The sequence below is a fragment of the Novosphingobium malaysiense genome, from assembly GCF_000802225.1.
Taxonomy (GTDB): Bacteria; Pseudomonadota; Alphaproteobacteria; order Sphingomonadales; family Sphingomonadaceae; genus Novosphingobium; species Novosphingobium malaysiense.
Window position 1 is genome coordinate 56,809 of record NZ_JTDI01000008.1, and the last position, 20,478, is coordinate 77,286.

Below are 20,478 nucleotides of genomic sequence, written 5' to 3' on the forward strand. Positions count from 1 at the left end.
TTTAGATCTCTATGCGTCTCGACCAAGCAGACTTTCGTTCAGCCAGCAAGGCAGCACGCCCGGCGTCGTCGATCGCCTGCCGTGCCAGAAAGTCCTGCGGCAGATCGCGGCGGTTCAACAGCCGTGCGGTAATCGTAGGCCCGCCATCGACCGGCGTTGACGGCAGCCCTTGCCAGCGCGCCAGGAACAGGCTGGTAGCAAGGCCCCCGGTATCCAGCCAGTTCACCACGCCGGGATCGCGAGGCGCGATAACGGCGCTGAGCGTCCCGTCGGGATCGGGCTGGCATTGCTGCCGGGTCAGGCTCGAGCTTCGTTCGTGGGCATCGATCGAGCGGAACCACCAGTCCGTGCACTGGAACGCGACATAGGCCGCCCCGGCCGTGTTCGCCCGCACCAGCACGACTTCGTCATCAGCCAGCGTAAACCAGCCCTGCACGCCCGCCTGCGTGACCAGCCCGCCGACGCTTCCCGCAGGTGACGGCAGGCGGATCGTGTTCCGCTCCAATCCGCTGAACAGGCGGTGGAACCAGTAGTAGAGCGGCACATCCTCGACCGCGCGAAAGGCCGCGCGCTCCGCCATCTCCGCACGCGTCAGCGGCGCGGCATCCACCGGATCGAGACGATCGATGGACAGGTCGTACGACGTTTCGGTCGCCCAATTCTCGAAGGATTCGCGCACGAACAGGAACTTTGCGCGCGGTGCCGTGGTCAGGTGGTTGTCCCGACCATCAGCGGGCGTACCGTCGATGGTGAGCACAAACGACCCGTCCGCCTCGCATACGATCTGCGCGGTCTCGATGGTCTGGATCGTGTCTGACGTGCCGAAGTTGCCCACCAGTGTGAAGCTGGTGTTCGCCGGTACGGGCCCGACCGGCCGCGCCGTCACGCGGTAGTGGCCGCCATGCGCGATCCCCGCGAGGCGATAGCAGTTGTCGGGATTGTCGCCCCCCATTCGGGCGCCGGGAACGTGCGTGCCATGCCAGTCATAAGCCGGCATGAAATCGCGCACGAAGCGGGGATGCGCACTTTCGCTGGCCGCAGCCTTGAAGGCATAGTTGGTGACGAACTCGCGCATCGCCGCCTCGAAGTGCGGTTCGGCCCCGTCCAGCACATCGGTGCCATAGGCCAGACGAAAGCGATTGCCGACTATGGCAACGGCGGCCTCGATCGCATCGCTTGCAAGGATCGCGCGAACATCCGCCTCGGCGGCGAACTGGTCCGGATTGGCAAGGGGGTTGGACATGGTGCGCGCCTCAGAGCATCATCATGCCGCCCTCGACGGCGAGCGTCTGGCCGGTCATGTAGGCGCTGTCCTCGCTGGCAAGGAAGACCGCAACGGGGCCGATGTCCTCGTAAGCGTTCCCCCAGCGGCCCAGCGCGACGGTCTTGAGGTTTTCCGCCGCCTGCTCGGGGAAATCTTCCAGCCAGCGCTCGGCAGCCTCGGTGATCGCGGACGGATTGATGTTGTTGATCCGGATGCCGTACGGCCCCCATTCGCGCGCCGCCGCGCGGGTGAGCCCCCGGATGGCTTCCTTGGTCGCGGCATAGGCGGTGAAATAGGCCGCGCCATGCGTCCCCTGATAGGAGGCCATGTTGATCACGCTGCCAGCTCCACGCGCCTTGAAGTGCGGCAAGGCGGCCTGCATGTGCCAGATCGAGCCGTAGAGCCCCGACTGCACGGACTCGTCCAGCACTTCGACGGTGTTGTCCTCAAGCGCCACGCCCTGGTGCGAAATCTGGGCGTTGTTCACCAGCACGTCGAGCCCGCCGAACGTATCAACCGCAAGCTTCACCGTGGCGAAGGCGTCCTCGCGCGAACGGACATCGGCTGCGTTGACTGCGACTTTGCCTCCCCGCGCCTCAAGATCGGGAACGACGCGCTCCAGCTTGTCGCGGCTGCGTCCGGTGAGAACCAGCGACGCGCCCTGGTCCGCGAATGCCTGCGCGATGCCCAGGCCAACGCCCTGCCCGCCACCCGTAATGATCGCGACCTTGCCTTTCAGTTTGCCCATTGTGTCTCTCCCAGCTTATGGAAATTGCATCATGTACCTATCATCCGCCCAGGAAGCGGGCGCGATAGGCGTCGAAATCGGCGGACAGGCTGGCCCAGTCGACCGCGAACGGTTCGAACGTGTAGCTGTGCCGACCATAGCGATCGCCAGAATTAGCCGGATCAGCGAGCCAGCCGCGCATCGCCGCTTCCGCTGCCTCGCTCCAGTCCAGCCCCCAGTCCGCGTAGCATTCGCGCAAGGCCGCCACCGGATCGGCCATGAACGCGGAAAACGCCATGTGCGTCACGCGCGGATCGTCCATTGCCGGATCGGCCAGGAGCGTATCGATGCGTTGCCGGAAATCGGCCAGATAGCCTTGCGCCAATACCGGACGCGGCAGGCCGCCCAGGGTTATGCCATCATAGACTACCGCCGCGATCGCGAGATTCGACGGCAGGAACGCTTCGGGCTCTCGGTGCGGGAAGAGGCAGCGCGCGTCGGGAAACACGGCGAACAGGTCATCCAGATGGCGCTGGTGTTCCACGCCCTTGAGCACCCAGCGCCGTCGCGGCGCCTGCCATTGCTGATGCTGCAAGAAGCGCTTCAGCCAGACATAGGCATCGCGCCGGTCTCCCCCTCCCTCGCGGATCGCCAGCGTGGGCGCATCGCAGAGCGCGACGGGGTAATTGTCCTGAAAGTCGAGGGTCAAGATCTCCTCATCCTCGATCAGAGTGCTGCCCAGCGCATCCCAATAGGGATGGAGCGGCATGATACCGGGGCATTGATCGCAAAAGTGCTGCACCACCCGGTCCGCCGCCGCCTTGCGCGCGGGCGCCGGGGCCGCGCCCCCCGGCGGCGGCGAAGGTTCATGGACCCGCCATGCCTCGATCGCGCGGTGCGCCGGATCGGCCGCGAGCAGCGCATGCTGGATCGAGGTGCCGGTGCGGGGAAACCCGATCACGCAGACGGGCCCCACGATGTCCTCCTCAAGGATTTCGGGATGGCGCCGGACATCGGCTTCGATCGACAGGCGGCGGGCGAGCAGCCTGACAATCTGCCGACGCGTGGCGATCTGCCGCTCTGGCGCGGCGTCGCCCGCATCGAGCGCCCGGATCAGGCTTTCAACACGCGAACGCAGCCCTTCGTCCACCAGTCCGTGGGTCCCGGATGCAATCTCGGCGGACTGGATGATCGAAGCCGATTCAAGCAGATCCCTTGCCATCTTCTCTCCCACTTTGCCGCCTTCGTTGTTTTTCTTGCGGCGGTGCTGACGGCTCAGCGCACCTTGCGGATGGGCTCGGGTATCCACTTCGCCTCGATGACGTCCTGCGCCGGGATGTACATGCGCAGAACCACGAGCAGCGGCTCTTCAGGGCAAGGCAGCCAGTTCGCCATCCGCTCGGGAACGGGTGGGCGATGCTGCAGGTGGATACGGACCTTGCCGTCTTCATCGACAATCAGGTTGCTGCGGTCACCCAGCGCGTAACGCCCGAGCTCGTTAGGGACGAGAAACTGGTTCTTCGCCTCGTAAACCGTGATCGACCAGAAGCCCTCCACCGGCATCTGCGCGGGCAGGGTCACGACATAATCGCCCTTCGAAGGATCGACCTTGTCCCCGTTCTCGTCGTGCTCCGACGGGAAGTAGACGCATTCCTCGAGATCGACGCCATAGATGCCGAAGGCCGCCTGCACCGCGCGCTTGTAATAGGCCTCGGGACTGCCGGAGAGCAGGTTCCGGTCGCCCCGGATGCGCGGCACGACGAACCAGCCGTTCTTCAAGGTTCCCGGCGCACGGGCATCGACCATCAACTGCTGGAAAGTCTCCGCCGCGGTTTGTTCCAGAACCTTGCGGATCTCGGGGCCGAAAGCGTCGGGATCGAAAGGCTGACCCGGCACGATGCCAATCCTGGCGAAACGGTCAAACAGCGGCTGCTCATCCTCGCGCAGTTCGAAGAATTTCAGCAGGAAAGCGAAGTAGTCGTAGATATCGACGCTCTTGAACATCGTCTTCGACGGCCACTTCCACTCCGGGTCCGGCGCAGGCGGCGGCGCCTCGGTGCCGAGAAATTCCGATAGCGGCTGCAGCTTGAAGCGATCCTGGATCGCGTTGACGGCCGGCTCGTCCACCTTGCCCCGGCACAGGATGCGGATCACGAAATAGGAAATGTCGGTTTCGCACGGGATGACCGCATCGATTCCTGGGGGCGTCTCGCCTTGCCAGTGCGGCCCGGCCAGCAGGTACGTGCCGCCGCCCTGCCCGCTGGTACGCGTGCCGAGCCATGCATAGTTGTGCATATAAAGGTCGGAGAACTGCACGCTGAAATAGCGGTCGGGGAAGGCGGGCACCGTGAAGACCAGAGGTTCGCGGCGGGTATCGAAGGGAACCAGCGTGTAGAGCGTATCGAGATTGATCTGGACTTCCTTGTTCAGGTCGTCCGTTGGCTCGATGATGTGCCGGTAGTGCTCCAGCTTGTTGAAGCCCCCCTTGCGCACGCCCAGCCAATGCAGGGCACGATATCCGTGCACGATCGAATAGGCATAGATGAAGGCTTCCTTCGCGATCTCGCGGGCCTCTGCCGGGGTCAGTTCTGCCATGGTTTTCGGTTCCTTCCCTCAACCCGCTTGCGGCAGGTTGCCGAGCGTGAGCCCGCCGTCCGCCGCAACGATCGATCCATTGAAATAGCTGGAGGCATCGCTGGCGAGGAACAGCGCGGCGTGGGCGACTTCCTCCTGCTCTGCAAACCGCTTGTGCGGCAGGAAGTTGCGCAGCGCGGCAAGCACCTTGGCACCGTCGCCCTGGTCCGCCGCCGCGACCGCCTCGCCGTTGATGAAGCCTGGCGCCAGCGCATTGACGCGCACGTTCTTGCCGGCAAGGTCGATGGCCATCGCCTTGACCAGCGCGACCATGCCCCCCTTCGATGCGCAATAATCCGCATTGAGCGGAAACCCGACCGTACCAGCCGATGAGGCAATGGCGACGATCGCGCCGACTTGGCCGCCATCGATCATCGCCTTGGCCGCCGCCTGTGCGGTGAAGAAGAAGCCCTTGAGATTGGTATCCAGCATCCGGTCCCAGTGCGCCTCGTCTATTTTGAACAGTGGACGGGGATGCTCCCAGGCAGCGTTGTAGATGATGGAATCCAGCCGCCCGAAGTGATCCACTGTGTCACTCACCATGCGTCGGCAATCATCGGTCACACTCACATCGGCCGTCATCGGCAACGCGCGGCGGCCCAGCGCCTCGATTTCAGCGGCGACGTTCCTGACCGCCTCCCCGCTGCGGGCGGCCAGCGCGACGTCGGCGCCGGCGCGGGCCGCGGCAAGCGCGATCTGCCGGCCGGTTCCCTTGCTGGCGCCCACGACGAGCACAATTTTCTCGGCAAGGCTGTTCATCGAATTACTCCCTCGGAATGCCGTATTGAGCGATATAGTCGGCAAACATCGCGTCGATCTGCTCGCCGTTCAGGCCGAATTCCTCGAGCGAATACCGATGCGCCCCGTGGCGCGCCTCGCGATCCCCGCTCGCGGCTTCGAGCGCGGCTTGTGCATCCTCCGAGAACTCCAGCCCGATGAAGTCGTAGATGCGCTGCATCTCGTGCTTCCAGTCGCGATTGATGTCGGCATAGCGCACATCGAGCTGCTGGTCGGGCGGGACGATCGACTTTCGCTCTTCCTCCACCTTCTCGACCTGACGCAGGCATTTTTCGGCAAGATAGGCGCCCAGCCGCTCTGGGTTGTGATCGTCGGTGCCGAGAATGCCGATGTTCCAGAACATCGAACAGTTCGACGCCACCGTCTTGCGCGGATCGCGATGCATGAAGACCACTTTCGCGTCTGGGAAGACTTCCATCAGCGCATCGAGATCCTGCATGTGCTGCGGCGACTTCAGCACCCAGGGACGGTTCGGGTCGTCCTTGCGGAACCAGGCGATGAGCTGAATCAGCTTCTTCATGTAGGCATAGGCATCGCGCTGGTTCCGCTCCAGGCAGAAGCGGCCATACGTGGGCACGAACCGCTGCGCCTCGATCATCAGCGAGGTAAAGCTCATGTTGAGCAGCCCGATTTCCTCCTCGGGCGCTTCGGCATCGAGCGTGTGGATATGAGCATTCTGCGGGTTCATCGCGAGGAACCCCTTGTGCGCGCCCTTGGCCCGGCCGATCCGGGGATCCGGCCCCTCTCCGAAGCTCTCCGGCATCGGCACCGGGAAATTGATTTCCCAATCGCGCAGGAACAGGAAACGCGGATCGCGCGCCAACAGGCGATGCGCGCGCGTCGTCCCGGAACGCGCGGGTCCGACGATGACCGTCATCGGACCAAGCTTGGTTTCCAGAATTTCGGGATGGCGGTCGAACAGGTCCTGTGCCCGCAGGCGGTCGACCAGCCGGGCGATCAGGAATTGGCGCGCCATGACCCGCCCGAACGGATTGAGCGCGGCCTCTGTCTCCATCGAATGAGTCAGCGCACGCAGGTTCTGGCGGAATTCGTCTTCCCCGAAGAAGTGCAGCCCTGTCTTCTTGCGCGCCGCCGCAATGACGGCCTCCTCCGAGAAGTCGGCCCCCGGCGACACCACGGGCCGCGTGATGGTCTGCACCTTGTCGCCCAGCGGGACCTCCACGGTCTCCATTTCCGGGGCACTTCTCTCGCCTGCCATAGCCTTGTTCCTCACCAATCTCGTCTCCACGCTAAAAGCGGGTGGGAGGAATCGGCAATCATGACCACCATCTATCTCCAATGCGATAAGTCGGTGCGCGACTATGGCCGCAGCGCGAATTCGCCGAAACAATACGCCGAACCACGCAACGCAAACCGCGGAAGCCATGCAAATAGACTTCGCAGAATTGATCGGGCCGGACGGCGAGCCCTACAAGGGCGCCGCGCTTGGCGCAGTTCTTTCGGGGCATGCGCAAGTCACGCCCGATGCCCCCGCCTTCTCGATCGGCGGCAGGACATGGTCGTTCGCGCAACTGGACAGCCAGGCAAACCGGCGCGCGCGGCTGTTGGCCCGCGATTTCGGAGTCGTCCAGGGCGACCGCGTGGTGATTGCCGCCCCCAATTGCGTCGAATACATCGAGGTAGCCTTTGCCATCTGGAAGCTCGGCGCAACGCCTTGCCCGGTCTCCTGGCGCATCGCCGAAAAGGAATTCGTCGATCTCGTCGCCCTGATGGGTCCCCGGTGCATCGCCGGCACGGCCAGCCTGCCCCACTGCGATTGCCCTACGCATGACCTCCAGCAGCCCTTGCCGGAAGACCTGAGCGACGATCCCCTTCCCCCGGCCGTGACCGCGCCGGGCAAGATCATGAACAGCGGCGGAAGCACCGGGCGGCCCAAGCTCATCATCGATCCCGAGCCTTCATCCTGGGGACCGGACAAGAAAGGGCGCCGCCGCCTGCCCCGAACCACCTTCCTCAACCCTGCACCGCTACACCATTCGGCGCCTTTCGCTTACACAACCGGCGCAATCGGGGAAGGCAGCCATGCGGTGTGCATGGAACGGTTCGATCCGGAAGAATGGCTGCGCCGCGTCGAACAGTACCGCCCCGATATCGCCTATGTCGTACCGACCATGATGAGCCGGATTTCCAAGCTTCCCGAAGAGGTCACGACAGCGGCCGATCTTCGTTCGATCCACACATTGACGCACATGGCGGCACCCTGCCCGCCCGATGTAAAGCGCTGGTGGATAAACCGCGTCGGCCCGGAAACCGTGCTCGAAATCTACGGCGGCACAGAACGCATAGGGGCCACCGTGATCGACGGCGCGGAATGGCTTGCTCGTCCTGGCTCGGTCGGGCGCGCGGCCGCGGGTTACGAGATCGTTGTCATGGACGAGGACGGCCATCCCCTGCCGCCGGGCGAAGTGGGAGAGATCTTCTTCCGCAACGCGCAAGGAGCGGGAGCCGCCTACGACTACATCGGTGCCGACACCCGCATCCGCGACGATCTGGACAGTTTCGGGGACATGGGCTGGGTCGATGCCGATGGTTATCTCTACATCGCCGACCGGCGCACCGACATGGTTCTTCTCGGCGGCGCCAATATCTTTCCCGCGGAAATAGAGGCCGCGATCGAAACCCTTCCCGGTGTTCTCTGCGCGGCCGTGATCGGCATCCCCGAGGCGGACATGGGAAATCGCCTGCACGCGATCGTCGAACTGGCTGACAACGCACAGGAGCCCTCAGATGGCTTGGCCTTCCTTGCTCCGGCACTCCAGCACCTGGCCAAGCTGAAGCATCCTCGAAGCGTTGAGTTCACCCGTGAACGCATTCGCGACGATACTGGCAAGGTCCGGCGCAGCGCCCTTCGGACCGCGCGCCTGCCCCAGCCGGAAAGCAACTGAGAGGAACGCGACGATGGATCATTCCGCCAGCCTGGCGAAACACCGGCTAGACGGCCTGCTCACACCGCTGAGCATTGGCACGCTCACGATTGCGAACCGCTTCGTGATGGCGCCTATGACCCGCGAGAAATCGGTCGCAGGCGCGCCGGGCCAGGACGTGGCGGCCTACTACCGGCGGCGTGCGGAAAACGATGTGGGGCTGATCATCACCGAAGGCGTGGGCATCGATGATCCGGCAGCCGTCGACACGGCAGGCGTGCCACACCTCTACGGCGAAAGCCCGCTTGCCGGCTGGGAGAAAGTCGTCACGGCGGTCCACGCGGCAGGCGGCAAGATCATTCCCCAGCTGTGGCACCAGGGCGCCATGCGCGACGCGGCGATCAGCCCTGCCCCGGACGTCGGTCCTCTGCGCCCCTCGGGCGTGATCGGACCGTGGGGCAAGGTCAGCCTCGAAAGCGACAAGGTCGCGCGGCTGTCTGCCGACTATCCGCCGATGACCGACAGCCAGATCGCGGACGTCATTGCCGCCTACGCACGTTCGGCCGCCAATGCCGCCCGGCTTGGGTTCGACGGCATCGCCATCCATGCCGGGCACGGCTACCTGATCGACAACTTCCTGTGGCACGGCACGAACCGCCGTCCGGACCGCTGGGGCGCGGACCGCTCGCTTTTCGCGGCCGAGGTGGTGCGGGCCATTCGCAAGGCAATCGGCGATGACCTGCCGATCGTGTTCCGCTTCTCGCAGTTCAAGATGCAGGACTACATGGCCAGCCTGGCCGAAACACCCGATGAACTCGGCGCGCTGCTGCAACCCATCGCCGATGCCGGCGTCGACGTCTTCGACGGCAGCCAGCGCTTCTTCGACACGCCGATCTTTGAAGGCTCCCCGCTAAACCTTGGCGGCTGGGCCAAGAAGCTGACCGGCAAACTGGGCATGTGCGTGGGCGGTGTCGGCCTAGACAAGGGCCAGCGCGACCACCACGTCGATTCCGGTTCGGCCGCGTCCAACAACCTCGACCGGCTGGTGGCACGCTTCGAGAAGGGCGAATTCGATCTCGTCGGTGTAGGCCGTTCGCTGCTCAACGATCCGGCATGGGTGCGCAGGGCGATCCGGGGCGAACCGTTCCTGCCCTTCGACAACGCCAATCTCGACCGGTTGACCTAGGCCCAAGGCTCGCTTGTCACGCGTCGCCCCCGCGCGAAGGCAGGGGCGTCTCTGGCTGTTTCGGTCAGGCTTAGCTGGCCAGCTGTTCCGAAGACCGGATGCCTGCCGCCGCGTCCGGCTTGCGCCCTTGGTCGCGGATGCGCACCAGCGGATAGAGCACTTCCTCGGCCCAATGCGGATTGGGCCCGGGAATGCCGTATTTCCAGGGACGCCCCTCGGGAATGTGGAGCGTTCCGAACATCCAGTCGAGCGCGGAGAGGGTGACGGCGAAGTTGCGGAAGGCCGCGCCATCCTTGCCATAGCCGTGGTGGGTATGATGGATGCCCGGTGAGACGAGCACATGCTCCAGCGCGCGGAACGCGGGCCCGAACACCCGGTGGCTGCGCACGGCATCATCCCAGCGAAAATGCGCATGGGTGATCAGGTTCCACAGGTAGATCGTCACCAGCGTAAGCCCGGCCGCCTGCCCGAGGCCCAGATAAGTCGCGGTGCCGATGATCCAGCTCGTCGGCACGACGAAGGACCAGAACGCATTTACCCGGATGGTGACACCCACGTTGAGGAACTTCGCCGAATGGTGCGTGCGGTGCAGCTTCCAGAACCATTCCAGCCGCGGATGCTTCTTCGCCTCGTGCGCCCAGCGATGCGCCCAGTAGAAGCAGAATTCGGTGAGCACGAACAGCACCGGATAGGCAATCAGCAGCGAGGTACCTTCGAGCGCGCCCTGCCATTTGGGCAGAAGCAGCGCCGCCACGAAGGCGATCAGAATCGCCGAAAGCGGCCGCATCGTGGCGCTCGCAACCATGCAGCCGGCAGTGACCAGCGAGGTGTGCCGGTCATAGAGGCCCCGGTGCCGACCCATGACGATTTCGAGGACCAAAATCACCAAGGTGGCTGCGTAGAGATATTCGGCGTGCGGCATGTGACGCTCCCAATCGTCGCTTTGTCGGAATGTTCAGTGCTGACGCAATCTCCCACAGCCCTTTCGATATATCCAATGCATTGCACTTCGTACCATGATAACCTGCGATTATGATGGATCTGCGCAAACTCCGCCATCTTGTCGTGCTTGCCGATGTCGGGAACTTCACGCGCGCCGCGCACAGCCTGCACATCTCGCAGCCGGCCCTGAGCCGCAGCATCGCCACGCTCGAGGATCATTGCGGGGAGCGCTTGTTCGAACGCAGCGCGGAAGGGGCGATCCCCACCACGTTCTGCCGTCCGCTGATCGCCCGGGCACGCCGCATGCTGGCCGATGCCGACCGCTTCGAGCGCGACCTCAATGCTTCCGCGCGCGGCGAAATCGGCAGGCTCTCGTTCGGCGCGGGCCCGCTGGTGGCCGCCCTCACCTTCGCGCCAATGCTGCAACAACTGGCGCGCGAGCGGCCGGGCCTAGAGGTACGCGCCACGATCGGCCCGGGCCATGTGCTTGGCGAAGCCGTGCGCCGCGACGAGCTTGAATTCGCCGTCATCGCGCAGGACGTCCTGGCTGACCGTGACGGGCTCATCATCGAGGAAGTCGGGAACCAGACCCTTGCCGTGCTGGTGCGCACCGGCCATCCGCTCGCCGCCAGGCGTGGCCTGCAGGCCGAGGATCTCGCCGCCTACCCGCTGGCAACCGGAAGCGCCCCCGATCAGGGCGAAGAGAGCGCAGGGGCAGCACTGCCCCCGAATGGCGGCCTGATCGTCTGCGACAGCTTCACCATCCTGCGCGAAGTCGTGGCCGAAAGCGATGCCATGTGGCTTGCCTCGATCGGGTTTGCCTCCAGAAACGCAGGCCTCGTCCCCCTGGATTTCGACTGGGACGCCTCCCGGTCAACCCGGATCGTGCGCGTCCGCGCCGTCGGGCGGACGCTTTCACCGCCTGCCCGCGAAGCCTCGATGCTGATCGCCGCAGGCATCGCCAGCGGCGCGCGATGATCAGCGGCGGCCCCTAGGTTCAGGGCCTATTAGTTGCACCATCGAGGTACCCGACCCTAGAACCCCCAGCGCGCGAGCGAGGCCCGGGAACGCGCCCGGATCGCGGCCTTGCGCTCGTCCCCGTTCACCCTCGCCGTATCCGCCGGAAGATGGGCGTCGATCTCAGAGACGGGAACCAGCTTGGCCTGGGGCCCGCCCGAAACCGTCCCGTCGTACCAGCGGTACATGCACTGTCCGAGCGGCAGCCCCATCGGATCAAGCCAGTTGTGGATGCCGGGATCGGTATGGGCAATCACGAAGCGCACCTTGCCATCGCTGTCGATACGCACCTGATGGCCGTTAAGCCCGGTCTGGTGATGGTTGAAATCGAGCGTATCCCAGAACGGGCTGGTCAATTGCAGCGACCAGTACCGCGCCTGCGGCACCGCGCTCTCGATCACCAGCGCCTGACCCGGTTCAAGGTTCCAGCAGGCACAGGCATAGCCGGCCCGCGGCGAGGCACCGAAGTTGCGGTTCTCCCCGCTTTCGCCCAGCACCTGCGAGAAGATGTTCTCCCCGCCCGCCATCTTGCGCACCATTTTGCCATAGCCAAGCGCGCGCAGGATCGTCTGTTCGACGAGGCGCCCTGCCCAGTGCAGGCGCTGGCGGAACTCTTCGGGAGACCAAAGCATCGTCCTGGGTTCATCGTCGATCCGCTCGACGTGAAGCTGGGTGCCCGTCTCGTTGGCCCAGTCCCACCAGGTTTCGCGCATCTGGATCGCGATGTTGCTGCAGGTGGGATCGAGCTTCATCCAGTTGCCCGGCTGCGGGCGCGGGGAAGCGATGATCTCGAAGCTGCCATCCGCCTCCAACGCGAAGTCATCGAGATCGAAATTGCCGAGATCGCGCATCGTCTCGGCGCCAAAATAGCCGTCGAACAAGTGGAAATCGGTAAACAGCACCGTGCCGCGCTTGCCGGTGATCCGGTAGTCGTGCCTTCCGTCCAGAAAGCCCCAGCGATAGACCATGTCCGACGCCGGCCCGCCCCAGGGGATCAGCGGCGCCCAGACGGCATCGCGGTAGAAAATGGGGCAATCGGGGCGCGGCGCCAGATAGAACTGAAAGCCGCCCGCGACGAGCGAGGCAATGGCGTAGTTCGCCATCGCCTGCATCTCGGGCGTCTGCAGTTCCGGTCGCGCGACCAGACGCTTGCGGGTATCCTCGACATAGGCGTGGTATTCGCTCCAGCTATCCTCGAAGCTGGCGGGATAGGCCGGTGCCTGCGTTATCTCGCTCATGATCGCCCTCCTCAACCGAACCGGGGATCAGGCGTGACACCGTAGCGGGTGTAGTAGCCTTCGATCTTCTTGCGCAGGGCCGGAACGTCGATCCCGAAATCCTGCGAGGCATAATCGCTCGACTTGCGCGGCTTGGCATCGTTGCGGGCAACATAGTCGCGCATGGCCGCCTCCGTGGCAGGGGTCACGTCGATCCCCGCTGCAGCGAAGACCGTGCGCGCCGCGCCGATCGGATCGGCCATGAGGTCGGCGAAGTGGATCTCGAGGAAACGCGGATCGCCTTCGGGCTGATCCCTGAGCAGACCGCCGACGAGCCTTTCGATAATCAGCGTGCAGGAACTGCCCGCCGCGACAGGATCGGGCCGGTCAGTCCTGATCCGCTGGCCATAGGCTGACAAGTTGGCCACCGACGTCGCCGCCGTCACCGGATCGCGCAGCGTGCTGACGAACAGCGCATCAGGGAACGCGGCCATCAACGGCCCGATCTGCTCCATGTGCTGCGGCGCCTTGAGCAGCCAGCGCCCGCCGCCGCGCATCCATTGCAGCGTCTGCAGGATCTGACGGAAGAACAGGTAGCCTTGCGTGTGATCCTGCCGCGCATACCAATCCGCATATTGCGGCATGATATAGACCCATTCGTACGCCATCGAGGCGAAGGCCGGGCCCAGCAGATAGATTTCCTCTTCCGGCTCATCGACCGCGAGCTGATGCATTTCCAGCAGGCCCGGCGCGTGTTCGCGCAAGCCTTCGATGTTCTGGCGCGCCCGTTCGATCAGCGGTTCATCCTGCGGCGGTCTCTGGGCGGGATCGTGATCGGGCAGCGGGCTCAGTTCTTCCCAGAACGGCGTGACTCGCATCCCCGCATCTTGTGCCAGCAATTGATGCAGGAAGGTCGTGCCGCTGCGTGGCAGGCCGACGATGAAGATCGGCTTTTCGATGACTTCCTCGAGAATTTCAGGATGCCGCTTCCACAGGTCCACGAAGCGCAGGCGCTGCGCGAGGTGATCGAAGACCTGATACCAGAGATTGCGATGACCGACCGGGTTGAGATCCAGGTCCTCGCGCGCGGAAAGGCAAATCATTTCGAGTGCCTTCTCGAAATAGGCCGGCCCGAAATCATCAAGGCCGGTCTTTTCGATCGCCTTGGTCTTCAGCACTTCAGCATCAAAGGGCCAACGCTTGTCCACCACCTCGGCCAGTTTGCTGTTCGTCGCCTTCAACCCCCCGCTGACGGCAGGATGGGCGTAGTCGCGCGCCCGGGCCGTCAGGGCCTCCTCGACAAACTGCTTTACCTTGAGCATTCACCTTCTCCGATATGATGCCCCATTAGGGCAGGCCGCGAGGCCAAGGTGAAGCCAAGCGGCATCTAGATCATATCTGCGATAGGCACCCGCCCCGCTTGGCGGCCGCATGAAACATGTTACGCATCGGTGAGGATGGCATTTTCCCTCAAGTCCGCATCGATCGAGGCCTGCGCATGAAAGACATGGCCAAGACCAGCCCATCCGGGCTCTTTGCGCCCTTGCGGCATGACGACTTTCGCAGGGTCTGGCTGGCAAGCGTGCCCTCCAACTTCGGCCTGCTGATCAACGCGGTCGGTGCCGGTTGGGCCATGACTCAACTGAGCGGGCGTGCCGACATGGTCGCGTCGGTCCAGACGGCCCTGATGCTGCCTTACATGCTTTTCGCGATCCCCGCAGGAGCCGTTGCCGACACCTATGACCGACGCAAGGTCGGCATGGTCGCCCTTGTTGCCGCCACACTGGCAAGCGGGCTTCTATTCGCTTTCGCCTGGGTCGGCCTTCTCACGCCATGGCTGCTGCTTGCATTCTGCTTTCTCAATGGGGCGGCAAACGCGATGTTCGGACCGGTCTGGATGTCTTCGGCAGGTGAGCAGCTACCTCGAGAAGACCTGCCCGTAGGCATTGCGCTCAATAGCATGTCCTACAACATCGCACGCGCTTTCGGTCCGGCCGTCGGAGGAGTAGTCGTCGCTGCAGCAGGGGCCGTTGCCGCATTCGGCACCAACGCCGCATCCTATCTTCCCATGCTCTGGGCCCAGGCCCGCTGGCGGCGCGCACGCGAGGAACCGAGGCTTCCCCCCGAACAGGTTGGAACGGCGATCCTTTCGGGCCTGCGCTATGTCGGGCATTCCCCACAATTGCGCCATGCGATCATCCGCACAATCCTCTTCGGCCTTGCCGCCGCGTCTATCCAGGCCCTCCTGCCACTCGTCGCTAGCAAGAATCTGCACGGCGGCGCGGGCACCTACGGCATTCTTCTGGGCATCTTTGGAACCGGTGCCGTGATCGGGGCAGCAACGGTGGCATGGACCCGCGAACGGTTTTCATCCGAACGTCAGATCTCCATATTCCTAACGATCCTATCGGCCGCCTGCCTGGGCGTAGCCCTTGCCCGTAATTCCCTTTTTGCAGGGGCATGCCTGCTTGCCGGGGGCCTTGCCTGGATGCAGATCACCAATGCCCTGAACGTGTCGATCCAGACACGTGCGCCGCGTTGGGTGACTGGACGCGCAGTCGCCGCCTACCAGGCATCGGTAGCCGGTGGGCTAGCCATCGGAAGCTGGTTCTGGGGGACGGCCGCCGATACCGTGAACGTGAGCGGCGCGCTCGCATGCTCTGCAGGAGCCATTCTGATCGTGGCCCTGGTCGGGTGGTTCATTCCCTTGGCTCCCTTCGCGGCACTGGACGATGGAGGGGCCGCTCATCTCGAAGAGCCTGACGTGGAGGTTGAACTGGTCGGACGCAGCGGCCCAATCGTCGTCATCGTAGAATACGAGATCGCACCGGAGCGTGCGCGCGAATTCTATGAAGGCATGACAATGGTGCGCGGCATTCGCCTTCGCAATGGGGGCTACGGTTGGTCGCTCGCGCGTGACATTGCCAATCCGTCACTTTGGCTGGAACGTTTCCATACGCCGACGTGGAATGACTACTTGCGTCAGCGCGAGCGAATGACCGAGGCCGAACGCAAGATGATTATCGAAAAGATCGGCGAAGCCGTTCGCGTACGCCGCCTTCTCGAGCGTCCTGTGGGCTCGGTTCGCTGGCGGGAAAATTCACGAGATCCGGGGGTAACGTTCCCGCCCGCTTCACACAACTGAAACGCTCAGGGTTGACCGGTAATCGCGGCAATGTCTTCGGCCGAGGACCGCTCCCAGAAGGCCCTCCAGGTCGGGAAATCTTGCGGCAGGTGTGGCAGGCGGCTTTCCCACTTGTCCCAAAGCTGGAAAGGCGGCCGCAGCTTTTCCAGCGCATCGGCCGAATACCAGTGCTTTTCGCTGCGTTTCTGGAAGTACCAGTGCCCATCGCGCCGCACGTAGCGGTCGAAGTAGACGATGGCCATGACCACCCAGTCATCCCCATCCTCATGCTCGGCGCGGCAATAGACGGTGCCCGTGGCCTCGTCGTCGCTGACGAAATCGACGACGTGCCCGCACACGAAATGGATCGAGCGATAAAAGGTGCGCACGGCCGGATCGATGAAGCGCTTCAGCGCTTCGCGCCCCTTCCCATAGCGGCCGCAATCAACGTCCTCGACGAACAAGTCCACCCATGCATCGAGATCACGCCCGTCGACCGCGCGAGCATAGCGGCAGGGCAATTCCCCGATCTCAAGCCGCGCTTCCATGCGAGCGAGGCGCTGTTCCACAGTCAGTGTCGTGTCAGTCATGCGATCCTCAATCCCACCGCACCGGAAGGCTCTTTCGGCCCCAGTACATCCATGTGTCGATGCGCTCGCTCTCGCCATCCAGACGCAGCTTCGGGAACCGCTCGATCAGTGCGGCAAGCGCGATATGGCCTTCCAGCCGCGCGACCGGCGCGCCCATGCAGAAATGGATGCCGTCACCAAAGGAAAGGTGCTTGCCCACTTCGGAACGTTTGCGATCGAGACGGAAAGTGTCGGGATCGCTGAAACGCTCCGGATCCCGGTTGGCCCCGGCAATCGAGAACATCAGCTTGGCATGGTCGGGAAGCTGGTGGCCATGCATTTCGACCGGGTGCAGGCTGGTGCGGAAATGCGCGAGCACCGGCGGGTCAAAGCGCAGGCTTTCCTCCACCGCGATCTTCGACAGTGACGGGTCTGCCTGCAGTTGCTCCCAAAGCTCGCGCCGTTCCAGCAGGCGCCAGAGCATGTTGGACAGCATATTCGTGGTCGTCTCCTGCCCGCCGGTCAGGAAGGTCGTGCAGATGTTGACGATCTCCATGTCGGTCAGGCGCCGTCCCTGCAGGCGCGAGACCACAGAACGCGAGATGAAGTCATCGGGAACGACTTCGCCCAGGTGCGAGAGGTCGGGGTTCTCGATCCCGGCCTGCGCGAGCATCTCGCGCCGCTCCTTCACCCGCTCCATGCAATACGAGTAAATCTTGCGGAAGATCTCCTTGTGCGAACCGCGCTCGGTATCATGGAACATGAGTTCCTGCAGTTCGTCCGCCCAGCCCTTGTAGGTCTTGTAGTTCTCCTGGGGCAGGCCCAGCATCACGCACATCACCCGTGCTGGCAGCGGCAGGGCAAAGTCATCATGGAAATCGCCATGTGTTTTCGCCGCCATGGCATCGCACAGCTCATGAGTGATAGCCTCCACCTGCGGCTGCAACTTCTTGAGCGCGCTGGGCGTCAGGCCGGGCAGCAGCACATTGCGAAAGTCGATGTGGAATGGCGGATCGGTGACGATGCCGGTGTCGTGCGCAGTGTCCTTGGCGGCATTACCCCACTTGAACGACCAGTGCGGGTTATCGGCCAGCACCTGCTTCTTGATCTCGTCGTAATCGCTGGTGATCCAGAACTGGTGCTTTTCCGTCTGCAGCGCATAGAACGGGCAGCGGCGTGCCAGTTCGCCATACGTCTTGCCCGGATCGGCCATCGCGGCTTCCGAAAGAGGATCGAACGCATAGTCCTTTGTCACGCCTTCCATGCCATTGCTCCCTTGCGTTTGCGTTCGGCGAGCGCTTCGCGTTCGATCGCGACGGCTTCGCCCAATGTGGTTTCCATGCCTCGATCGACCACCGCCTTCACGATTCCAACGAGCTCAGGATCATGCGCGGCAATCATCTCCGCCAGTTCAAGCGCGCGGGGCACGACACGCTCTTGCGGCCAGATCTCGTTCACCAGGCCGATCCGGAGCGCGGTTTGCGCATCGATCGGCGCGCTGGTGAACATCATCTGCTTGGCCCAGGCCCCGCCCACGCGGCGCGGCAGACGCGATCCCATCCCGCTGCCCGAAAGCGCGCCAATGCGCGCATGGGTATCGGCGAAGCGGGCCTCTTCAGACGCGATGGTGAAATCGCACGAGAGCACGATCTCGAGTCCGCCGGTGTAGGCCGCGCCGTTCACGGCGGCGATCAGCGGCTTGGCGCAATGCGGGATCGACGTGACCAGTTCGGTCACCTTGTGGCGCGGTGCGTCGGGCGCGGAGAAGTCCTTGAGGTCAAGCCCGGCACAGAAGGCCGGCGGCGCTCCCGTCAGGACCGCGCTGCGCCAGCGCGGACTGGCGTTTAAATCGGCAAGGGCCGCGCTCAAGGCATCGACGAGGTCGAGGTTGATCGCATTGCGCGAAGCCGGGCGGTTCAGCGTCATAAACATGACGCCCTCCCCGTGCTCCTCGATCAGCAGGGCCTCGCTCACGGCCGCCCCGCGAAGAAAGCGATCACATCATCGGCGAACAGACCCGGCTCTTCCATCGCCGCGAAATGCCCGCCGCGCTCCATCACCGTGTAGCGTGCAAGGTTGAAAGCCTGTTCGGCGAGGCGGCGGCTGGGCATCGGGTAGAATTCAGCCGGGAAATGCGCGAGCGCCGTGGGAACCGGCACCGGCCCCGCGGCAACCGCACGGGCATGCTGTTCCTTCCGGCTGCCGTAGTACATCCAGAAGGACGACATGACGTTATCCGTGACCAGGTAGGTCATCAGATTGGTGATTAGATGATCCTTGGAAAAACGGCTTTCGATCTCGCCGCCAGTGTCGCCCCAGCGCCGGAATTTCTCCAGCACCCAACTGGCCCAGCCTACCGGATTGTCGTGAAGCGCAAGGCCCAACGTCTGCGGCCGTGTCGCCTGCTGGTGGTGGTAGCCGGATTCCTCTTCCATAAGCGCGCCGACAGCCTGCCAGTACTCGGCGAGTTCAGGATCGTCCGAACTGGCCGGCGGCGGCCCCATGAAGAAATTGAGATGGATGGCGGCTGTTACATCGCTATGCGTAATTCCCAGCTCACGCGTGATTCCGGAGCCAAAGTCCCCGCCCTGTGCATAGAACCGCTCGTACCCCAGGGCCTCGGTCATCAGCGTGCGCCACATCTGTGCGACCTTGACCGGGCCGATAGGCTGCGGCGGACGCCCCGAAAAGGCGAAGCCCGGCAGTGACGGCACGACGACGTCGAACCCGGCGGCAACCAGCCTGGGGATGACCGCAAGGAATTCCACCACTGAGCCCGGCCAGCCATGCGTAAGCAGGATCGGCAAGGGTTGGCGGCCATCGCCCCGGACGTGATAGAAATGCACGTCGACGCCATCGATTTCAGCCAGGAACTGGGGGAACCGATTGAGGTCACCCTCGTGGTGGCGCCAGTCGTAATCATCACGCCAATACCGGACAAATTCCTCCAGGTAGTCGCGGTCGGTCCCCCATTGCCAACCTCCGCCATCGGGAGCGTAGCCGATGCGGGTGTCGGCAAGGCGAGCGGCAATGCGATCTAGCACCGCTGGACGAACGGAAATTGCGAAGGGGCGCGCTGCAATAGGCATGTCCACCTCATGACATGCCGAGCGACCGTCGTGGATGGAAGAAAGCGCCAAGCCCTCGACCAATCGCAAATGCGATCGCCAGACGCCGCCAACTGGCATCGATCGGCAAGAGAAGTTATAACAACTTCCGGAGAGGACATTGCCATGACCATTACCGTTCGCTTTCCCAAATTCGACTTCAGCAAGTTGCCCCGCCAGTGGGCTCGCAACCGCGCGTTCGTTTACGACCGCAATGCAACGTCTTTGATCCCGACACCGATCGAACCGTGGCTGATCCGCATCTGCCAGGACGCCCTCGAGAAGCTCGGCCCTGGCGATGAACAGCTCAAGGAAGAGGTCAAAGGCTTCATCGGCCAGGAGTCGCAGCACTTCCGCCAGCATCGGCTGTTCAACAAGACGATCCAGGAACAGGGCTACCCGGGCCTCGCGGATATCGAACAACGCCTGGCCGACGACTTGGCGCATTTCGAAAAGACGCGCTCTCTCAAGTTTCTGCTGGCTTATGCCGACGGTTTTGAATCGATGGGCGCCGTGTCCGCCCAGCTCTGGTTCGACGAATTCGGCGAGTTCCTCGAAGGTGCCGATCCGGATGCGGTCTCGCTATGGGGCTGGCACCTGGCCGAAGAGTTCGAGCACCGGCAAGTCATGTTCGATTTCTACAAGGCGCTGTTCTGCCGCGGCTTCATCAATTCGATCGTCAATGGCTACTTCTACCGCATCTACGGCCTCTGGTTTGCCATGAAGCACCTGGGAGGATTTACCGGCGAATTCATTCGCTACATGATCTCGCAGGACCGGCCGAACATGACCCGCGAAGAAAAGGTGCAACTCAAGGCCGACCTTGAGGAATGGTCGAGCAAATACAAAAAGATGCTCCTGCCAAAACTCGCCCGCAACCTGCTGCCCTGGTACAATCCGGCACGGAAGAAGGCCCCGCGCGGGGTCGAAAGCTATTTGCGCAGCTTCGAGCCTGGTGGCGACATGGCCCGGTCCAGCGCTCCGCGGCCGGCCGCAAGCTGACCCCGT

18 protein-coding genes are annotated in these 20,478 nt (G+C 63.6%); 5 read left to right on the forward strand and 13 right to left on the reverse strand.

What is annotated here, in order from left to right; translation table 11 throughout:
• Position 1: 1 nt before the first annotated feature.
• From LK12_RS21915 to LK12_RS21940, 6 genes are read right to left on the reverse strand one after another with little or no spacing between them, the layout of a single operon-like run.
• A complete protein-coding gene (locus LK12_RS21915) occupies positions 2-1,243 on the reverse strand; it encodes a hypothetical protein (protein WP_039289852.1) in 1,242 nt (413 codons plus the stop codon).
• A gap of 10 nt (positions 1,244-1,253) precedes the next feature.
• Positions 1,254-2,012: an SDR family NAD(P)-dependent oxidoreductase gene (locus LK12_RS21920; RefSeq protein WP_039289855.1), complete on the reverse strand. Its 759-nt coding sequence runs from the start codon at positions 2,010-2,012 to the stop codon at positions 1,254-1,256.
• Between the two features lie 40 nt (positions 2,013-2,052).
• Complete coding sequence (locus LK12_RS21925) at positions 2,053-3,213, reverse strand: sulfotransferase (RefSeq protein ID WP_156135581.1); 1,161 nt, start codon at positions 3,211-3,213, stop codon at positions 2,053-2,055.
• Between the two features lie 53 nt (positions 3,214-3,266).
• Entirely contained in the window at positions 3,267-4,586 is a 1,320-nt protein-coding gene (locus tag LK12_RS21930) for a DUF1254 domain-containing protein (RefSeq protein ID WP_039289858.1), read from the reverse strand.
• 18 nt (positions 4,587-4,604) lie between these two features.
• Positions 4,605-5,384 (reverse strand): SDR family NAD(P)-dependent oxidoreductase, encoded by a 780-nt coding sequence (locus LK12_RS21935; RefSeq protein ID WP_039289861.1) that lies wholly within the window; start codon positions 5,382-5,384, stop codon positions 4,605-4,607.
• A gap of 4 nt (positions 5,385-5,388) precedes the next feature.
• On the reverse strand, positions 5,389-6,642 hold the full coding sequence (locus tag LK12_RS21940; protein WP_197063620.1) for a sulfotransferase family protein: 1,254 nt from the start codon (positions 6,640-6,642) through the stop codon (positions 5,389-5,391).
• Between the two features lie 166 nt (positions 6,643-6,808).
• On the opposite strand from LK12_RS21940, the gene LK12_RS21945 reads away from it, so the two are divergent.
• Both LK12_RS21945 and LK12_RS21950 read left to right on the forward strand, forming a co-directional pair.
• On the forward strand, positions 6,809-8,329 hold the full coding sequence (locus LK12_RS21945; protein ID WP_039289956.1) for an AMP-binding protein: 1,521 nt from the start codon (positions 6,809-6,811) through the stop codon (positions 8,327-8,329).
• 13 nt (positions 8,330-8,342) lie between these two features.
• Complete coding sequence (locus LK12_RS21950) at positions 8,343-9,494, forward strand: NADH:flavin oxidoreductase (protein WP_039289863.1); 1,152 nt, start codon at positions 8,343-8,345, stop codon at positions 9,492-9,494.
• A gap of 70 nt (positions 9,495-9,564) precedes the next feature.
• Here the strand turns inward: LK12_RS21950 and LK12_RS21955 are convergent, their stop codons facing one another.
• The gene (locus tag LK12_RS21955; RefSeq protein ID WP_039289866.1) at positions 9,565-10,416 is read right to left on the reverse strand and encodes a sterol desaturase family protein; all 852 of its coding nucleotides are present in this window, start codon (positions 10,414-10,416) and stop codon (positions 9,565-9,567) included.
• Between the two features lie 113 nt (positions 10,417-10,529).
• Here LK12_RS21955 and LK12_RS21960 point away from each other — a divergent pair, with 113 nt between their 5' ends.
• A complete protein-coding gene (locus LK12_RS21960; protein ID WP_039289869.1) occupies positions 10,530-11,414 on the forward strand; it encodes a LysR family transcriptional regulator in 885 nt (294 codons plus the stop codon).
• 56 nt (positions 11,415-11,470) lie between these two features.
• Here the strand turns inward: LK12_RS21960 and LK12_RS21965 are convergent, their stop codons facing one another.
• Positions 11,471-12,691 (reverse strand): DUF1214 domain-containing protein, encoded by a 1,221-nt coding sequence (locus LK12_RS21965; protein ID WP_039289870.1) that lies wholly within the window; start codon positions 12,689-12,691, stop codon positions 11,471-11,473.
• Between the two features lie 11 nt (positions 12,692-12,702).
• The gene (locus LK12_RS21970; protein WP_052223691.1) at positions 12,703-13,992 is read right to left on the reverse strand and encodes a sulfotransferase family protein; all 1,290 of its coding nucleotides are present in this window, start codon (positions 13,990-13,992) and stop codon (positions 12,703-12,705) included.
• Between the two features lie 176 nt (positions 13,993-14,168).
• Between LK12_RS21970 and LK12_RS21975 the strand changes: the two genes are divergently transcribed.
• Positions 14,169-15,815 carry an MFS transporter gene (locus LK12_RS21975; protein ID WP_039289961.1) on the forward strand — a complete coding sequence of 549 codons (1,647 nt, stop codon included), beginning with the start codon at positions 14,169-14,171 and terminating at the stop codon, positions 15,813-15,815.
• Positions 15,816-15,820: 5 nt separating this feature from the next.
• On the opposite strand, the gene LK12_RS21980 is transcribed toward LK12_RS21975, so the two are convergent.
• From LK12_RS21980 to LK12_RS21995, 4 genes are read right to left on the reverse strand one after another with little or no spacing between them, the layout of a single operon-like run.
• On the reverse strand, positions 15,821-16,384 hold the full coding sequence (locus LK12_RS21980) for a nuclear transport factor 2 family protein (RefSeq protein ID WP_039289873.1): 564 nt from the start codon (positions 16,382-16,384) through the stop codon (positions 15,821-15,823).
• Positions 16,385-16,391: 7 nt separating this feature from the next.
• Positions 16,392-17,627 carry a cytochrome P450 gene (locus tag LK12_RS24370; RefSeq protein ID WP_082010690.1) on the reverse strand — a complete coding sequence of 412 codons (1,236 nt, stop codon included), beginning with the start codon at positions 17,625-17,627 and terminating at the stop codon, positions 16,392-16,394.
• Positions 17,615-18,337: an enoyl-CoA hydratase-related protein gene (locus LK12_RS21990; protein WP_039289876.1), complete on the reverse strand. Its 723-nt coding sequence runs from the start codon at positions 18,335-18,337 to the stop codon at positions 17,615-17,617. The genes LK12_RS24370 and LK12_RS21990 overlap by 13 nt, the downstream gene beginning before the upstream one ends.
• Positions 18,334-19,452, reverse strand: a complete 1,119-nt coding sequence (locus tag LK12_RS21995) for an epoxide hydrolase family protein (RefSeq protein ID WP_039289966.1) — start codon at positions 19,450-19,452, stop codon at positions 18,334-18,336. Before LK12_RS21995 ends, LK12_RS21990 begins: the two co-directional genes overlap by 4 nt.
• Before the next feature lie 144 nt (positions 19,453-19,596).
• Here LK12_RS21995 and LK12_RS22000 point away from each other — a divergent pair, with 144 nt between their 5' ends.
• Positions 19,597-20,472 (forward strand): metal-dependent hydrolase, encoded by an 876-nt coding sequence (locus LK12_RS22000; RefSeq protein WP_039289879.1) that lies wholly within the window; start codon positions 19,597-19,599, stop codon positions 20,470-20,472.
• The last annotated feature ends 6 nt before the right edge of the window (positions 20,473-20,478 follow it).

Excerpts from the sequence above, each read along its gene's own strand:
- LK12_RS21915 (WP_039289852.1), bottom strand. The coding sequence starts at position 1,243 with ATGTCCAACCCCCTTGCCAATCCGGACCAGTTCGCCGCCGAGGCGGAT.
- LK12_RS21965 (WP_039289870.1), bottom strand. The coding sequence starts at position 12,691 with ATGAGCGAGATAACGCAGGCACCGGCCTATCCCGCCAGCTTCGAGGAT.
- LK12_RS21960 (WP_039289869.1), top strand. The coding sequence starts at position 10,530 with ATGGATCTGCGCAAACTCCGCCATCTTGTCGTGCTTGCCGATGTCGGG.
- LK12_RS21935 (WP_039289861.1), bottom strand. The coding sequence starts at position 5,384 with ATGAACAGCCTTGCCGAGAAAATTGTGCTCGTCGTGGGCGCCAGCAAG.
- LK12_RS21945 (WP_039289956.1), top strand. The coding sequence starts at position 6,809 with ATGCAAATAGACTTCGCAGAATTGATCGGGCCGGACGGCGAGCCCTAC.
- LK12_RS21975 (WP_039289961.1), top strand. The coding sequence starts at position 14,169 with ATGAAAGACATGGCCAAGACCAGCCCATCCGGGCTCTTTGCGCCCTTG.
- LK12_RS21950 (WP_039289863.1), top strand. The coding sequence starts at position 8,343 with ATGGATCATTCCGCCAGCCTGGCGAAACACCGGCTAGACGGCCTGCTC.
- LK12_RS21925 (WP_156135581.1), bottom strand. The coding sequence starts at position 3,213 with ATGGCAAGGGATCTGCTTGAATCGGCTTCGATCATCCAGTCCGCCGAG.
- LK12_RS21995 (WP_039289966.1), bottom strand. The coding sequence starts at position 19,452 with ATGCCTATTGCAGCGCGCCCCTTCGCAATTTCCGTTCGTCCAGCGGTG.
- LK12_RS21955 (WP_039289866.1), bottom strand. The coding sequence starts at position 10,416 with ATGCCGCACGCCGAATATCTCTACGCAGCCACCTTGGTGATTTTGGTC.
- LK12_RS21970 (WP_052223691.1), bottom strand. The coding sequence starts at position 13,992 with ATGCTCAAGGTAAAGCAGTTTGTCGAGGAGGCCCTGACGGCCCGGGCG.
- LK12_RS24370 (WP_082010690.1), bottom strand. The coding sequence starts at position 17,627 with ATGGAAGGCGTGACAAAGGACTATGCGTTCGATCCTCTTTCGGAAGCC.
- LK12_RS21920 (WP_039289855.1), bottom strand. The coding sequence starts at position 2,012 with ATGGGCAAACTGAAAGGCAAGGTCGCGATCATTACGGGTGGCGGGCAG.
- LK12_RS21940 (WP_197063620.1), bottom strand. The coding sequence starts at position 6,642 with ATGGCAGGCGAGAGAAGTGCCCCGGAAATGGAGACCGTGGAGGTCCCG.
- LK12_RS21930 (WP_039289858.1), bottom strand. The coding sequence starts at position 4,586 with ATGGCAGAACTGACCCCGGCAGAGGCCCGCGAGATCGCGAAGGAAGCC.
- LK12_RS22000 (WP_039289879.1), top strand. The coding sequence starts at position 19,597 with ATGACCATTACCGTTCGCTTTCCCAAATTCGACTTCAGCAAGTTGCCC.
- LK12_RS21980 (WP_039289873.1), bottom strand. The coding sequence starts at position 16,384 with ATGACTGACACGACACTGACTGTGGAACAGCGCCTCGCTCGCATGGAA.